This window comes from Colwellia sp. 6_MG-2023, assembly GCF_030547765.1.
Taxonomy (GTDB): domain Bacteria; phylum Pseudomonadota; class Gammaproteobacteria; order Enterobacterales; family Alteromonadaceae; genus Colwellia.
Window position 1 is genome coordinate 278,030 of the sequence record NZ_JAUOPP010000001.1, and the last position, 16,555, is coordinate 294,584.

Here is a 16,555-nt window from a genome sequence, read left to right on the forward strand (position 1 = left end):
TGTATAATACTGAATATGTAAGCTAAACAATAAATTGCCTCCTATTAAGACAATACTTGGATATAGCGCTTAATTGAAAGTTAAATTTGTAAAGCTCCTTATAACTGAAATGTATTGCAACTTAAAAAATGGTTAGGTTTCTTATAGTGAAGTATTTGTTACTGATATTTACGTCCTTAATAATGGTCGACTTGTCAGCTATGTTATTTAGGTCATGAATATGAAACAACGACAGATTATGGTAAACCAGACACAACAAAATAAAAGTAGACTAGATCTAGTTTTAGAGCAAAGTGGCATTGGGCGTTGGGAACTTATTCTTAGTGACTTATCTTCTTATCGTTCGTTAAGGCATGACATAATATTTGGTTATAGTTCATTACTGCCAAAGTGGACCTATGGAATGTTTCTTGAGCACATTATTCCGGAAGAAAGGGATTATGTTGATAAAAAATTTCAAGAAGCAAGGGAAAATAAAACAGATTGGTATCTTGAATGCCAAATTATGCGAAAAGATGGTGAAATTCGTAGTATGTTGGTTTCCGGAGGCTATACATTTGATATCAATGGGCAAACCAAAGCGATGTCAGGGATAGTTCAAGATATTACCGAATTAAAACAAGTTGGTATTAATCTATTACGCCAGAGTGCTGAACTAGAAAGTTTATTTAATGCGCTGCCTGACACTTATTTTCGTATGATGTCTGATGGCACTATTCTAGACTGCCGTACACAAAATAAAGATAAATTATATAAAAACCCTCAAAGTTTTATTGGCCAACGAATGCAAGATGTTTTACCTAAAAAAATAGGCAAGATATTTCAAGAAAAAATTGAAAAGCTCTCACAAGTAAACAAATTCACTGCTTTTAAATATGAATTAATGCTCAACAGTCAGGTTATGCATTTTGATGCTCGTATCAATATCATTCCTCATAATGGCCAGCTTATTTGTGTTATTCGTGATGTAACTGAAGAAGTTAAGTCGAAAGAGTCGTTAGCAGATAGTGAACAATTATTTCGTAGTATTTTTGAACAAGCTGCCATTGGAGTCGCTCTGATAAGTGCCAAAGAAGGTAAGTTCATCCGTATTAATCAACGGTTTTGCGACATGCTCGGCTATAGTGTTGATGAGATGGTAAATGAAAAGCACTTTACCGAACTTACCCATCCAGATGACTTACTAAATAGTATTGGTAGTCGGGAAAAAATACTGAATGGTTCACAACGTGAAGTGACGATAGAAAAACGTTATATTCACAAAAATGGTCATATTATTTGGGTGAAGTTGACAATCTCCCCCACTTGGCAAGTTGGGGAACAACCTCATAGTCATATTGTTGTTGTTCAAGATATTACTAAACGTAAGAAAAATGAAGAGAAACTCCAGTTGTTAGCGAGAGTTTTTAGCGATACCCATGAAGGCATTATGATTACCGACGCCAATCAGGTGATTGTTGATGTGAATCCGGCATTCATTAAAATAACTGGCTATAGCCATGAAGATGTTATTGGTAAGTCACCAAGAATTTTAAGCTCGGGAAAGCAAAGTTCGCAGTTTTATGCACAGATGTGGCAGTCAATCATAGAGCATGGACATTGGAAAGGTGAAGTATGGAATAGAAACAAACAGGGGGTGCTATATTCTGAGTTGCTCAATATCTCATCACTAACCAATGATGATGACGAAGTTACGCATTATGTTGCTGTTTTTTCTGATATTACCAGTATTAAACATCAGCAAGATAAACTTAACTTAATGGCGCATTATGATGTACTCACCAATTTACCCAATAGAGCTTTATTTGTTGACCGTTTTCATCAATCGATTGCACATAGCAAAAGAACTGGGCATCAATTGGCTGTTTGTTTTCTTGATCTAGATGACTTTAAGCCTGTAAATGATAATTATGGTCATGAAGCGGGCGATCATTTATTAATTGAGGTTGCAAAGCGCATCACTAGTTGTATTAGGGAAGAGGATACGGTATCTCGTCAAGGGGGTGATGAGTTTGCTATTTTACTAAATGATATTAAGTCAGCGTCCCAATATGAATCTACCATGCAGCGGATTCATCAATCTTTAGCGCTACCTTATTTTATTGATGGTATTCAACATAATATTACTGCCTCTAGTGGGATTACTTTATACCCATTAGATGATGGCGATATTGATACCTTGTTACGACATGCTGATCACGCTATGTATCAATCTAAGCTATCAGGTAAGCATCGTTCTGTACTGTATAGCCCAGATTCAGACCAACGCATTATTGAAAAAAATCTACAATTAGAAGAGATTGAATCGGCTTTAGTTAATGGTGAGTTTAAATTGTACTATCAGCCTAAAGTTAACATGATTACTGGTGATGTATTCGGTGTTGAAGCTTTAATGCGTTGGTTTCACCCAGAGAAAGGGTTAATTCCACCGCTAGATTTTTTGCCATATATTGATGGTACATCATTAGAGTGCATGGTTGGGGATTGGGTTATAAATGAGGCATTGCAACAGCTTGCTAATTGGCAGTTACAAGGTATTGAACTTGAAGTAAGCGTTAATATATCTTCAAACCATCTACATTCACCTTCATTTTTTAGTGTGCTTCAAGCGTCCTTAGCTGCGTATCCTTCTATTAATGCGCAACTTTTGCAATTAGAAATATTAGAAAGTTCGGCGTTAGGTGATCTGAAGACGATTACAAATATCATCAAAAAATGTCAAAATCAATTAGGTGTTAGTACGTCTTTGGATGATTTTGGTACGGGATATTCTTCATTAACCCATCTAAGAAGCTTGCCGGTTAATACCATTAAAATTGATCAGAGTTTTGTTCGAGATATGCTTGATGATCCAAGTGACTATTCAATCATTGATGGTGTTATTTCTTTAGCAAAATCATTTAATCGTCATGTTATTGCGGAAGGTGTGGAAACAACTAATCATGGTCTAATGTTATTATTAATGGGGTGTGAGCAAGCACAAGGATATGGAATCGCGAAACCTATGCCCGCGGAAGCTTTATGTTCGTGGCTAAAAGATTATGTTCCAAATCAAAGTTGGTTACTTTGTGGAAACAAACAATTTAATAATAAAGAAAGTAGTGTCGAGATATTTAAGCTTATTACCGCACAATGGCAAAATAGTTTTAAAAAGAAAATTTTATCAGCACCAGAGGATGATAAACCTTGGCCAAACCTTAATACTAAAGAGTGTCATTGTGGTAACTGGATTCGCCTGAAGATTCAAGAACAGTTATTTGATAAGACGTTATTACTGAGACTTAAGCAAGTACATGATAACGTTCACCTTGTTGCGAAAGAAATACAAGATAAATATCAATCGGGAGATATAAAATCTGCACGTGACAATTTAGCCCGTTTTGAAGAAGCGTTTAATAATATGAATGATGTTATTGGTATATTAAATATTTGAATGAATTAATTGCAACAACCCATGTCATGTAACCACTTGTTCACCGAATTTTTCTTTTAATTCGTGATCGTTATTAACATAAATATAAATAATATGATGAATGAATAATTAAAAGGATTGAAACATTAGTAAATAACCATATATCATTGAATATATTACAGGAGAGTGGTTTTCATGTGGCGTAAATTAACAATAATGTTATTTTTATTAGTATTAGCTCAAACAGCTAATGCTTTGCCGATCTTTGAAATTATTCATGATATATCTTCAGCCTCTGTTGAAAGTACCCAGCAAGAACAAAAATTAACAGCTGTTTTTGACAATGATGATCAAGAAGGCTTATTTAATTTACCCAGAGTAAATACTCTCAATCCCTCGTTATTTTCTGCAGAAGTACAGACAACGCCACACTATGAATTAGTGATTGAGTTCTTTAAAGTTAACTTTAACGCAGCCTTGTTTAAACATTTATCAAATCCACCTTTAGTGCCTAATTGGTTTGAACAGCTAAGTCATAGCACTAACTCTTCTCGCCTATCTGGCTGGAAAGATGGTAATGCATTGTATTCATCTCGTACTACTTACTATCGTTATTTCACCTAAAAACAGTACCGTTTAATTCTACCGTTTAAATTTATTTTCTACTTAAACTTATTGAAAATTTGATGAAAATATTTTTCTCAATGTCATGATTTGAATTCTGCCGACTGTATAAATCACGCTTTACCTTTTCCAATACTGATCTTAAACCAATCGGTTACTTGCCGTACCTATAATTTATTAATGGTAGCAATTTTCGGTAAGATTTTATTTAGAGATTTCATTATGAATTCACGTAAAAAATCGCATGTTAAACATGCTAAATGGCAAAATATTGTCATTATTTTCATATTATTATTTATGCTAGTAAGTGCATTACCCAACTTATATTCCGATAAAGTGAATATTCGTCTTACTAACCATAGTTCTCAAAACGAAAAGCTCACAATTCAAGATATTAATAGCCTTTTAACTAATCACAGTATTTCTGTTGAGGAAATTAATAATTCTACAACAGGCACCACTGTTATTTTAGAAAATAAAACAGATCAACTTGCTAGTGAGCGTTTGTTAAGAGAAACACTAGGAGATAGCTACACTATCAAAAGCTCAATAGAAAATAATACCCCGACTTGGTTAAAATCATTTGGCGCTAAACCTATTAAATTAGGCTTAGATTTAAGTGGCGGCGTTTTATTTGTGCTTGACGTAGATACCGAGCGCGCACTATCAGATCGGCTGAAAAGTATAGCGTTAGAGGTGAGAACTTTAGCGAGGGAGAATCATATTCGTTTAACGAAAATCTCACAGCTCAATAACCATTCTATTATGGTCGACTTTTCTTCATCTAAACCTCACGAGCAAGAAACTCTGTTAGCTAAGATTAAAAAGGATTATGCAGAATTAACGCAAAATAAACTGAATAACAATCAAATCACCTTAAGTTACTCTTCAGAAGAACAAGTTAAATTCCGTCAAGAGACTATGCAACAAACACTTAAAACTATGAGAGGCCGCATAGAAGAGCTTGGCATTACGGAAGCCGTTACTCAAAAACAAGGGAAAAACAGAATACGAATTGAATTGCCTGGCGTGCATGATCCCGAAGAAGCAAAAAGAATCATTGGCGCTACCGCTTCATTAGATTTTTATCAAATGGCTGATAATTCGAATACCGCCGGTATCATTCAAATGACCGATGATAGCGGTCGTAAGCTCAGAATGAATAGTCAGGTGGTCTTCTCGGGTAGTCATATTAAAAATGCACGTTCAGGGCAAGACGAAATGGGGATGCCATTAGTTAACTTAACACTGGATGCGGTTGGCGGTAAAAAAATGTCCGATTTTTCTAAAAGAAATATTGGTAAGCCCATGGTCACGGTGTTTTCTGAATTTTACCGTAACACTAAAGAGGAAATGGTTAAAAAAAGTAAGGTTATTAATGTAGCTACTATTCAGCAACACTTAGGATCACAATTTAGTATTACTAATATGTCTAGTCCACAAGCAGCACAAGATTTAGCTTTATTGTTACGAGCGGGCTCACTAACAGCACCTGTCACTATTGTAATGCAGCGTAATATAGAGGCTACTTTAGGCGTTGAGAATATAGATAATGGTATTAAAGCGTTAACCATTGGTATTGCTTTTACTTTATTGTTTATGGCTTTTTGGTATCGCACTTTAGGCTTAATTGCCAATGTAGCACTAGCACTTAACTTGGTTAGCTTGCTTGGCTTAATGTCACTACTCCCTGGTGCTGTACTGACACTTCCTGGTATAGCTGGCTTAGTTTTAACTGTTGGTATGGCGGTTGACACTAACGTGCTAATTTTTGAACGGATAAAAGAAGAGCTACAACGTGGCCGTAATGTTTTATCAGCAATTGAGTCTGGCTATAAAAGTGCATTTGCCACTATTTTAGATGCCAATACCACGACCATGATTACCGGTATTATTTTATATTCTATCGGCTATGGCGCTGTAAAGGGGTTTGCCATCATTTTATGTTTAGGGATATTAACCAGTATGTTTACCGGTGTTTTTGTCTCAAAAGTGTTAACCAATTTATCTATTAAAGCAAACAGAACTCAATTACTTGGAGTTAAATTATGAACAATGTATATATAAACAGAAAAGATAACTTGAGTAAATTTCGTCTCGCCAGTCTTTACTTTGCTAGCGCTTTTGTTCTATTGGCTTTATTAGGATTATTTACTAAAGGACTTAATCTTGGTTTAGATTTTACCGGTGGATACCTTACCGAATTTTCTACTGAGCAATCTATTACTCAATCTGAAATGACAGGATTATTATCCTCATATTTACCCGATGGTTTTAAGTTATCTTCTACTGAGAATGGTACTTATTGGAGTGTTCAACAAGCAGATAATCTGATCAACATACAAGAAAAACCATGGTTAACTGAATTCTCTCAACAAAGTGGCTTAAACATTACACCACAAGATGCAATTTATATTGGCAGCCAAGTAGGTGACGAGTTAATTGATCAGGGCGGGTTGGCCTTACTTGCTTCAGTATTAGTAATATTACTTTATTTATCGGTAAGGTTTGAATGGCGTTTAGCGTCAGGTTCGGTTATTGCACTTTTTCACGATGTGATTGTCGTACTTGGTATATTTGCATGGTTTGATATTCCCTTCGACTTAACCATTGTTGCAAGCTTACTTGCCATTATAGGGTATTCACTAAATGACTCGATAATTATTGGTGATAAGGTACGAGAAATAATGAAACGAAATGTCGATATCCCTTCCAATATAGACGCTAAATCTGATATTAATGAAAAGAGTGATAAAAACATAGACAGTATTATTAATATAGCTATCAAAGCAACTATTGTGCGCACATTGATAACTTCAGGTACGACGTTGGCCACAATATTGGCAATATGGATTTTTGCCGGTGAATCTTTAGTTGGTTTTTCTATCGCTCTTTTTTCAGGGGTTTTAGTGGGAACGTTTTCATCCATTACAATCTCAGCTACTGTACCGCAATTATTAGGATTATCTGTGGATTATTATCAAGATAGAGTGGGGGAAGTCTGTCAGTTACCCTAGTTTTAATCTAAAGATATTCTGTTAATTTTTTAGTGTATCTACTGTGCATAGGTGGATACACTAAATGCTGCTGTTTTCATATTAAGCGTTATAAACTTAAAATTAAATCCAACCTTTTTGTTTGGCTATTCTTGCAGCATCAATACGGTTCACAGCATTAAGTTTAGATATGGCTTCGGATAAATAGTTTCGAACTGTACCTTCAGATAAAAATAAAGCCTGGGCAATTTCTGCGGTTTTCAGTCCATCTCCGGCTAACTTAATGGCTTTACGCTCTTTATTTGACAGTGGATCGTTATCGTCTAACGCCATTAATGCTAATTCTGGATCGATGACTCGTTGTCCATTTTGTACTTGTTTTATTGCGTTTACTAAATACTCAGTGGGCGATTCTTTTAGAATAAAGGCTTTTACACCAAGTGCCATAGCACGTTTGATATATCCTGACTTAGAAAACGTTGTCATGATCAAGATATCAATATGTGTATAGTCAGCTTGAACTCTTTCTGCTAATTCCAAACCTGACATTATTGGCATTTCAATATCGCTTAAAATAAAATCGACCTTAATATTTTTTAGCATATCCAGTGCTATTTGGCCGTTTTCAGCTTGGCCAACAATTTCAATATTGTCTTCTAATGCCAATAAGCTGCAAATAGCGCCACGTACTAAGGCTTGATCTTCAACGACGAGTATTTTAATCATATAGAAATTGTGTCCTTGGTTTCTGTGTTTATTTTCATTGTTGCAAGTAATGGAATCACTACAGCAAGTTTAACTCCATCATCATAATTAATGTCCAGAGAGCCTCCTAATTCTGCGACCCGTGAACGCATTCCATCTATTCCATTACCCGGTTTTATTTTTGTTGTTTTACCATTATCGCCAATATTCAATTTTACGTTATTAGCGTCAGCGCTAATAGCAATAGAAACACTATTACCATTACTGTGTCTAAGAATGTTTGTTATCCATTCTTTACTTAGTATTATCAAGGTCGATTCTACCATTGGTGGTAAATTCGAGGCATCAATATAACATTGAGTGTCGAATTTCATGTTTTTTAATTCATTTGTTAATTTTTGAAGCGAAGCACTTAAGCCTTGCAGTTTTAAGCCCGTTACCGCCAAACGAACCTCAGACAATGTTTGTCTAGCAAGGTTTGCAACTTCAGAAATTTCTTTTGTCGCGGCTTCAAAGTGTTGCTTATTTGCTAGTTTTTCAGCAAGTTCAGATTTTAAAGCTAATGATGATAACGAATGGCCTAGTAAGTCGTGCATATCTCGCGCAATCCTTTCTCGTTCAGCAATCGCGGCTAGTTGTTCAATTTGTTGATTTTTCTTTTGCTGTAAACAACTATGTATATATTCTTTTTGGCTAAAAATACCATAGACAAACAGACTAAATGAGCAAGCAAGCGAAGGTCCAAGATAATAAGGGCTCAGTAAATCAAGTATTAACGCGGAAGAAATTTGTGCTGCTAAGTTCAATTTTAATAATAGAACCGCATACTTTCTTAAAAAATAGTAACCACTAAAAAAGGCAGCGTATCCAAATAATGCATTAGTTCCTGGGTTTATGGCTGCACCGACAGCTGATAATATAACAATTGCAATAATCGGTTTTAGTACAGCTTTCCCTGTTGACCGTATTGCTTGAAAAAATAAGGCAATAAAGCAAATATAGATAACAAATACGCTTATTAATTGGGTATTTGTATATTGTTCATACTTAGCAATGATATGAAAGAAATAGAATAATGAGAATGTGAGTGAAAAGTAACTCCATTTAGCTGCACCAGTATCGGCAATAGGGTCGATAACAAACGGTTGCTCATCTTTTGCTTTTAAAGGGTTTCCGGTCATTTTTTATTCCTTTTTGCTCTTGGAAAATAACATTATGTGCTATGGCAAAGTCGCGCTTTTTGAGTGATAGCTCAAAAAGCGTTCAGTGAGTTAGCATAATGCCATTATTACTTATTGATTCTTAGTTATGTTATTGGTTTTGTGCTAATAACATTTTAGCCCAGCCATAATCAGGGGTAATGTTTAATGCTAACTGCCAGTCTTGTTTTGCTAGTTCAACTTCACCTTTTTTCATATGAATAAGTCCACGCCAAGTATAGGTTTCAGCATGACCCCAATTATAGTTAGCATTTTTATCAGCGTTATTATACGCAGTGATAGCTTTGTCAAACGCCTGATAGGCTGCTTCGCGACTACCGCCAAACATTTCTGGCGTATTTAATTTACTAATACCGATAACGAGCTGTACTCTAGGGTTATTAGGCGCCAACGCTTCTGCTTCAGAGATTATGGCATTTGATTTTGGTCCATAATTTACGCCTTTCATCGGCTCTAGTGCAATTTTATAGCCGTAAACCTGTGCTAATAATGCTTTTACTTCTACATTATTAATGAATGATTCATTAAGTTGTTCAAGCAATTTAATTGCTTGATCTATTGCTGTTATCGCTAGTGCATTCTGCCCTTTTAGGTGTGCACTTAAACCAAGACGGTAATAGGCGAGTGCTTGGTCGTAGCCTGACACATTGGTTGCAATAGATTGTAATGTTGGGATATCTAATACGCTAGCAGCCTTTTCAATTTGATCAATGTCAGCCTGTGCTGCAACTGCGCTAAAAGACATTTGTAATGTTACTGCTAAAGTGATTAATGTTTTGTTGATGTTCATGTCATTCTCCTGTTTAGTTGACGTAGATAGTATTGGCTAAACGGTAGAATGATTGTAGAGAGTTTTGTCATCACATTGATGTGACAAATGTCATCAATTTTCAGTTGTGATGTTTCATCGTGATTAAGGTGATTGATTTTAGCTGTTTGTGTAATCTGTTTTATAAAGTATTGTGTAGCTGATAATGTTGTTATTGATCAGCTATACGTTTCTGATAAACCGCTATTAGTATTTTATAAGAATAGATTCTATTATTGGTTAAGATCTACTACGACACGACCACGTACTTTACCTGCTATTAAATCTTCAGCGACAGTAAGCGCTTCTGTTAAGGTGATATCAGTAGAAATATCATCAAAAACTGTCGGGTCTAAAATGTCAGCAAGGCGTTGCCATGCTTCTAGTCTATCTTCAATTGGGCGCATGACGCTATCAATACCGGCTAAAGTGACACCGCGTAAAATGAAAGGAGCCACTGTGGCAGGTAAATCCATACCCTGTGCTAAACCACATGCAGCAACAACACCGCCATATTTTGTGCTAGCGCAAACATTGGCTAAGGTATGACTGCCTGCAGAATCAATAGCTCCAGCCCATCGTTCTTTGGCTAATGGACGACCAGGCTCAGATAACGTATTTCGATCAATAACTTCGGATGCTCCTAGTTTCTCTAAATACTGTGCTTGGTCAACTCGTCCTGTAGAAGCAACCACTTTATAGCCAAGCTTAGCTAATATCGCCACTGAGAAACTACCAACTCCGCCGTTAGCGCCAGTGACCAAAATTTCACCTTTATCAGGTGTTATACCGTGTTTTTCAAGTGCTATAACGCAAAGCATCGCAGTGTAGCCAGCAGTACCAATCGCCATTGCTTGATGCGGTGAAAACGCTTTAGGTAAAGGTATTAACCATTCACTTTTTAAGCGTGCTTTTTGTGCTAAACCGCCACAGTGAGTCTCTCCCACACCAAAACCATTGAGTATAACGGCATCGCCTATCTTGAATTTTTCACTGTCACTGTGCGTGACTGTACCAACTAGATCAACCCCTGGGATCATAGGGAACTTTCTTACTACCGGTGATTTTCCTGTAATGGCTAAAGCATCTTTATAATTAAGGGTGCTGTGTGAAACATTAACAGTAACATCACCTTCAGGTAATATACTCTCATCAATGCTTTTCACTGCTGCTTGATAATTGTCGTCATTCTTTTCAATTAAAATACCGCTGAACATGGTTCTCTCCTTATTTAGACTGATCGTCTATAAAATGGTAAATTTTATCTCGGTAAACTCGAGATAAAACAATTAAAATAGTTATCTAAAGGTTGGGTGCTTTGTACTAGTTTTGATCGGCTGACCGCTCCTTCCCAACCAATCCAAAAAAATTCGGCAAGCAATTCACAATCAGCTGTTGCGGATAGTTGACCTTCGGCTTTGGCCGTTATTAAACATTGTGCTACGCGGTGTTGCCAAGAATGAAATATATCAACTAACTGTTCTCTATAGCTTTCAGGTAATAAATCGACTTCTTGACCTAAATTACCAACTAAGCAACCGCGTTTAAAATTATGGCGGATCATGCCAATTTTTGCGTCTTCTACAAAATTACTTATGCGCTTTAACGCTGGATATGATTCATCTAATAAACAAGTATCGAGCTTGTTGGCAAAATACTTTGCATAGTTATCTATAACAGCCTGACCAAACGCTTCTTTACTGGCAAAATAATGATAAAAAGAGCCTTTAGGTACTTTCACCTTTTTTAAAATTTTATCAATACCAGATGAAGCAAAGCCATTTTCTGTTAATTGCTCAAGTCCACTTCGGATTAACTCCGCTTTAGTGTCTCTATTTTCATGAGATGCTTTTGGTGGTCTACCACGTCGTGGTTTGGTTGTTGGCATATTCATTTATATTTTATTTATTTCGATGTTACTTATTTCCACATAATAGACCGATCGTCTATTTAATTGCAAGTGATTTACTGTTACTATTTTATTTAAACTATTTTTTAGTAGTTTTTAAGATTTAATAGGATCTTTAATCTGTTTAGTATAAGTTCAATAGCAATGTTAATTTACAATTATAAACGTACCGGAGAATAACCATGAAAGCCATTGGCTATGAAAAATCTTTACCTATTAGTGAACTTGCTTCTTTAGTCGATATTGAAATGAAGCAACCAACGGCTTCAGGGCATGATTTATTGGTGCGTGTTAAATCAATAGCAGTTAATCCTGTTGATTGTAAAATTCGTCAAAATGTCGCTCCTGAGGCGAATGAATATAAAATTATTGGTTGGGATGCTGTGGGTGAAGTCGTTGGTGTGGGCGAGTTAGTTACTCACTTCAAACTCGGTGATAGTGTGTTTTATGCAGGCGATTTAAATCGTCAAGGTTGTAATGCAGAATATCAACTAGTTGATGAGCGTATTGTGGGTAATAAACCTAAAAGTTTATCCGATAGTGAAGCTGCTGCCTTACCATTAACGTCTATTACTGCTTGGGAGTTATTGTTTGAACGTTTAGCAATTAAACAGCAACAACCCGATAACAAAGAGAAATCTAAGGATGTTCTTTTGATTGTTGGTGCTGCAGGTGGTGTTGGCTCGATTTTAGTACAATTAGCGAGTGTTTTAACTGGCGCTACTGTAATTGCTACGGCTTCTCGTGATAGCTCTGCAGAATGGGTGAAAAAACTGGGAGCTGATCATGTTGTTGACCACTCAAAACCGTTAGTTGCACAAATTGAACAATTGAATATTGGGCAAGTAACCCATGTTGCTAGCTTAACTCATACGGATTCATACATGGATAGTTATGTAGAAATGTTAGCGCCAATGGGAAGAATAGCTTTAATTGATGATCCACAATCTGTCGATATTAAAAAACTTAAACCGAAAAGCTTGTCATTACACTGGGAATTTATGTTTACTCGTTCTATGTTTCAAACAGAGGATATCAATGAGCAACATAATTTACTGAATAGTATTGCTGAGTTAATTGATCAAGGCTATCTCCAAACTACAGTAGGTAAGCACCTAGGTGGGATTAATGCGACAAATTTACGTGCGGCGCATGCAGAAATTGAATCAGGAAAATCAATAGGGAAGATAGTGCTAGAAGGTTTTTAGTTCTTGACGATGGCATTCTAGTTTGGCTAGCTTTCCATCTTTAACAATATTCATTAATGATGTTGAAGTCTTGAATAAACTCATTAAATGCTAGGTGTTCTAAAGGTTTTGATAGTAAATACCCTTGAATGAAATCGCAATGTAGCTCTTTTAATATATTTAATTGAGCCATTGTTTCAACACCTTCGGCTACGACTTTATAGCCCAATTTGTGCGACATAGATATAATAGATTCAACAATTATTCTGTTGGATTTGTCTTTTGTATCTATAAGATTAATAAAAGTTCTATCAATTTTAATCGTGTCTATTTCAAGTTGCGTTAAATAATTTAATGAAGCAAAGCCTGTTCCAAAGTCATCAATAGCTATCTGTATTCCCATACGTCTTAAACTAGATAAAACATTTTTAACTTTTTCAAAATCTTCAATCAAGCAAGTTTCCGTAATTTCTATTTCAATCTGGTTTAGCGATAGGCCAGATGAAGTAATGTAATTGATGAAATCACTTTGAAAGTTATCGTCTAGCAAAACCATTGGTGAGACATTAACTGAAATTATGAAGTTGCTAGGGAGTTGCATACTTGCTATTGACTTGAATGTAGTCAAAAATAAATGAGATGAGAGTTGATTAATTCGATATTTTTTTTCTGCTATTTCAATGAAAATTTCAGGCGATACATATTCTCCACTAGATCGTTGCCAGCGAGCAAGAGACTCACAGCCAACAATATGACCTGAAGATAAATCTAACTTGGCTTGAAAATAAGGAATAATTTTTCTTTCGTTGATGGCACTAATAAATTCTTCTTCTAATTCATTGTTTTCTTGGAAGGTTTTTCCTAGGCGATCATTATATAGTGCGTAATCTGTACCGCCGTTTTGTTTCACATGATACATGGCGATATCTGCATTTGCGATTAATGTACTAACATCCATACCATCGCTTGGAAAAGAACTAATTCCGGCACTCAACGTAACAAAAAAATCATTTGAATCAATTTCAATAGCGAAATCGGAAAGCGTGATAATTCGTTGAATTTTATTTTCAATCATCGTTAGTGTTTGGTTAGTATCAAAAATAATTAAAAATTCATCGCCACTCATCCTACCTAAAATATCTTTATCATCAATACAGTTTCTAACACATTGAATTATTTTAATAATTATTTGATCGCCAAAAGCGTGTCCTTTGGTGTCATTTATTATTTTGAAATTATCAATATCAATAAAAGCAAGTGAAAAAGTACTATTTTCACTTGTAGCAGTCAGAATTTTATCTTCCAGTAAATTTAGTAAAAAACTACGATTAGGAAAGCCTGTTAATGAGTCAAAATTGGCTTGTTTTTGAATGGTATCTTCATACTCTAATAGTGCAGTTGAGTCCGAAAATAATCCTATAAAGTTTACTATTTCATTATTTTCATTTTTAATAACACTTATATTTAGTGTTTTTGAATAATAGTCACCAGACTTTTTCTTATCCCAAATATTGCCACGCCAAAAGCCTTTATCGTTTATAGATTGCCACATTTGTTGATAAAAGCTTTTACCTTGAATGCCTGATTTCATAAAACCTGAATTTTGGCCAATAGCTTCTTTTTTTGTATACCCGGTAATTTTGCAAAAAGCAGGATTCACATCAATAATAATATTTTTATGGTCTGTAATCATAATTGCGTCAGTTGTATTATGCTGAACTGACTCTGCTACTTTTATCTTTTTATATTGATTATAGTGTGTTGGAATACTTCTCCAGAGTACATGTAAAAACCGCTCGTTATTGTGGTAAATAGCGGTTAATTTAACTTCTACAGGAAATACTTCTTTATTTGCGTTTATATGCCACCAATCGAATTTATGCTCTTCATTATCATAAGCTTTTTCTATAATGCTTTTAGACTTTTCGGTTGATCTCATTCCACAAGGCTGTGTTTTAGGTGAAATGTCGGCAGGAGATATTGGAAAAATATTATCAGTATTTACCCAGCCAAGCATTTGTTGAGAGGCTTTATTACAGGCGATAAAATGATTATCTTTGATTAACAGCATCGCATCTGATGATTGTTCAAATAATTGTTTATATAGACTGGTATCGTTCAATAATTTTTTACCATTGAATAACATTTCATTGCCCCATTTTAAATGTACTTCATATGCGACCGACTATTCATATTTATTCCATTAACTATTTGTCATTTGAAATATTTTTGATGTGCAAGGACAAGGAGCTAAACATGAGTTGAACAGAAAATCACAACATCTAAATCTTCTTTATTTCTATCATCAAGTTATCAAGCATAAATCTATAAATCATTGTTTTTTTGTGGTTTAGTTTTTGTTTTCGTATTGTGGATATACAAAATTGGTTATGTTTTCAATGAAGGTGATGTGGGTTGTATAATTTTATTGGGATAACAATCGTTTTGTGCTGAGGAGCACTTTATTTATTCTTATTAAACCTTATAATTTGTCAAGGTATTGTGCGTAAAATGTATACTGGCTGCTGTTGACTTAGTTAGGCTATATGGATAGTTTCTTAATACAAAATTTAAGTAACTATAATTAACCAATGTGACAGATTTAGAGTTTTATTCCATCGATGAGTACCGTAAAGTACTTATAAATATGGATGTATACGCCACCCAACTATCTCCAGGAATTTTTTCGTGTCAGCAGCGACAATTTGAATTACCTAAAGTAATAATAAGTGATAAGTTTATTAACACTTCTGTACAATTTCATGCTCGAATAACAGAAGATTGTTTTTATATTGTTATCCCCTATAAAGGAGCTACAGGCCTACTTGTAAATGGTAAAGGTTTTTTAGCTAATCAACCTTTAGTTTTTAAACAGGGTCAAGAAATCTTGACTAGGATTCCTAAGCATTATCCTAAATATTATGTGGTTATTATCTCTTCAGAAGAATTGGCTAGTTATTACGGTAGTGAAAATTTAAGTATTTTAAAAGAGGTACTTGACTATCAGTATTTTGATAGGCAAGGTTTTTCTAGTAATATCAATACATTAAATAATTTAAGTCATACAATTGATAGTTTACTTAATAATAGACATATACTCAATTATCAATCGGTTATAGATGCACAAGAAACTATTATTCACTTATTATGTGATTTATTATCACTAAGCTCAACCAATCTGACTATCTCTAGTATCAGGAAACCCCGACAATTTGAAATTGTTAGTCGAGCATTAAATTATATGCACAAAACTAATGATTTTAAGATGACAATTCCTGAGTTGGCAAAAGCCAGTTTTTGTTGCGTTCGCACCTTGGAGTATAGTTTTAAGCAAATTATTGGTATGACACCGAAACAATATATAATTACACGTAGGCTACAGCAAATTCATATAACGTTAAAAGAAGATAAAACCAAAACGATTGCTGAGTTGACTAAAAGTTATGGGATTGTCAATCAAGGTCGATTTGCACAAGACTATTTTAAATTTTTTAATGAATATCCCAGCGATACTAAAGAGCAATCACAGGTCGTTGATTATTCTGGACAGTAAAACTGAAAAATATGGCTTTTACATAATGAGTACAAAAGGTATCTTCAAAGAATAAAGTAGGCACAGTTAAGTGCTATTAGCATTGTTAGTATTAAATTTGGCGTATTTACAACTAGTTTTTAATTGCTGTATTTACGATAA

General features: G+C 34.9%; 12 protein-coding genes. 6 read left to right on the forward strand and 6 right to left on the reverse strand.

Annotated elements, in window-relative coordinates:
* The first annotated feature begins 220 nt into the window (after positions 1-220).
* From Q4503_RS01200 to secF, 4 genes are all read left to right on the forward strand, one after another.
* Entirely contained in the window at positions 221-3,433 is a 3,213-nt protein-coding gene (locus Q4503_RS01200; RefSeq protein ID WP_303601176.1) for an EAL domain-containing protein, read from the forward strand.
* Between the two features lie 174 nt (positions 3,434-3,607).
* Entirely contained in the window at positions 3,608-4,036 is a 429-nt protein-coding gene (locus Q4503_RS01205; protein ID WP_303601177.1) for a hypothetical protein, read from the forward strand.
* 222 nt (positions 4,037-4,258) lie between these two features.
* Positions 4,259-6,088: a protein translocase subunit SecD gene (secD, locus tag Q4503_RS01210; RefSeq protein WP_303601178.1), complete on the forward strand. Its 1,830-nt coding sequence runs from the start codon at positions 4,259-4,261 to the stop codon at positions 6,086-6,088.
* Complete coding sequence (secF, locus tag Q4503_RS01215) at positions 6,085-7,053, forward strand: protein translocase subunit SecF (RefSeq protein ID WP_303601179.1); 969 nt, start codon at positions 6,085-6,087, stop codon at positions 7,051-7,053. The genes secD and secF overlap by 4 nt, the downstream gene beginning before the upstream one ends.
* Positions 7,054-7,155: 102 nt before the next feature.
* Here the strand turns inward: secF and Q4503_RS01220 are convergent, their stop codons facing one another.
* The 5 genes from Q4503_RS01220 to Q4503_RS01240 form a co-directional block, all read right to left on the reverse strand.
* Entirely contained in the window at positions 7,156-7,758 is a 603-nt protein-coding gene (locus Q4503_RS01220; protein ID WP_215971820.1) for a DNA-binding response regulator, read from the reverse strand.
* Positions 7,755-8,918 carry a sensor histidine kinase gene (locus tag Q4503_RS01225; protein WP_303601180.1) on the reverse strand — a complete coding sequence of 388 codons (1,164 nt, stop codon included), beginning with the start codon at positions 8,916-8,918 and terminating at the stop codon, positions 7,755-7,757. The genes Q4503_RS01220 and Q4503_RS01225 overlap by 4 nt, the downstream gene beginning before the upstream one ends.
* A gap of 130 nt (positions 8,919-9,048) precedes the next feature.
* Positions 9,049-9,747: a M48 family metallopeptidase gene (locus Q4503_RS01230; protein ID WP_215971822.1), complete on the reverse strand. Its 699-nt coding sequence runs from the start codon at positions 9,745-9,747 to the stop codon at positions 9,049-9,051.
* A 251-nt stretch (positions 9,748-9,998) separates the two neighbouring features.
* Positions 9,999-10,982: an MDR family oxidoreductase gene (locus Q4503_RS01235; protein ID WP_303601181.1), complete on the reverse strand. Its 984-nt coding sequence runs from the start codon at positions 10,980-10,982 to the stop codon at positions 9,999-10,001.
* Between the two features lie 44 nt (positions 10,983-11,026).
* Entirely contained in the window at positions 11,027-11,659 is a 633-nt protein-coding gene (locus Q4503_RS01240; RefSeq protein WP_303601182.1) for a TetR/AcrR family transcriptional regulator, read from the reverse strand.
* 197 nt (positions 11,660-11,856) lie between these two features.
* On the opposite strand from Q4503_RS01240, the gene Q4503_RS01245 reads away from it, so the two are divergent.
* The gene (locus Q4503_RS01245; protein ID WP_303601183.1) at positions 11,857-12,882 is read left to right on the forward strand and encodes a zinc-binding alcohol dehydrogenase family protein; all 1,026 of its coding nucleotides are present in this window, start codon (positions 11,857-11,859) and stop codon (positions 12,880-12,882) included.
* 40 nt (positions 12,883-12,922) lie between these two features.
* Here Q4503_RS01245 and Q4503_RS01250 read toward each other — a convergent pair whose 3' ends face one another.
* Positions 12,923-15,007: an EAL domain-containing protein gene (locus tag Q4503_RS01250; protein WP_303601184.1), complete on the reverse strand. Its 2,085-nt coding sequence runs from the start codon at positions 15,005-15,007 to the stop codon at positions 12,923-12,925.
* Between the two features lie 447 nt (positions 15,008-15,454).
* On the opposite strand from Q4503_RS01250, the gene Q4503_RS01255 reads away from it, so the two are divergent.
* Positions 15,455-16,414 (forward strand): AraC family transcriptional regulator, encoded by a 960-nt coding sequence (locus tag Q4503_RS01255; protein WP_303601185.1) that lies wholly within the window; start codon positions 15,455-15,457, stop codon positions 16,412-16,414.
* Positions 16,415-16,555 lie beyond the last annotated feature (141 nt).

Coding starts and splice junctions, on each gene's coding strand:
- Q4503_RS01225 (WP_303601180.1), bottom strand. CDS start 8,918: ATGACCGGAAACCCTTTAAAAGCAAAAGATGAGCAACCGTTTGTTATC.
- Q4503_RS01245 (WP_303601183.1), top strand. CDS start 11,857: ATGAAAGCCATTGGCTATGAAAAATCTTTACCTATTAGTGAACTTGCT.
- Q4503_RS01200 (WP_303601176.1), top strand. CDS start 221: ATGAAACAACGACAGATTATGGTAAACCAGACACAACAAAATAAAAGT.
- Q4503_RS01240 (WP_303601182.1), bottom strand. CDS start 11,659: ATGAATATGCCAACAACCAAACCACGACGTGGTAGACCACCAAAAGCA.
- Q4503_RS01250 (WP_303601184.1), bottom strand. CDS start 15,007: ATGTTATTCAATGGTAAAAAATTATTGAACGATACCAGTCTATATAAA.
- secF (WP_303601179.1), top strand. CDS start 6,085: ATGAACAATGTATATATAAACAGAAAAGATAACTTGAGTAAATTTCGT.
- Q4503_RS01230 (WP_215971822.1), bottom strand. CDS start 9,747: ATGAACATCAACAAAACATTAATCACTTTAGCAGTAACATTACAAATG.
- Q4503_RS01220 (WP_215971820.1), bottom strand. CDS start 7,758: ATGATTAAAATACTCGTCGTTGAAGATCAAGCCTTAGTACGTGGCGCT.
- Q4503_RS01205 (WP_303601177.1), top strand. CDS start 3,608: ATGTGGCGTAAATTAACAATAATGTTATTTTTATTAGTATTAGCTCAA.
- secD (WP_303601178.1), top strand. CDS start 4,259: ATGAATTCACGTAAAAAATCGCATGTTAAACATGCTAAATGGCAAAAT.
- Q4503_RS01235 (WP_303601181.1), bottom strand. CDS start 10,982: ATGTTCAGCGGTATTTTAATTGAAAAGAATGACGACAATTATCAAGCA.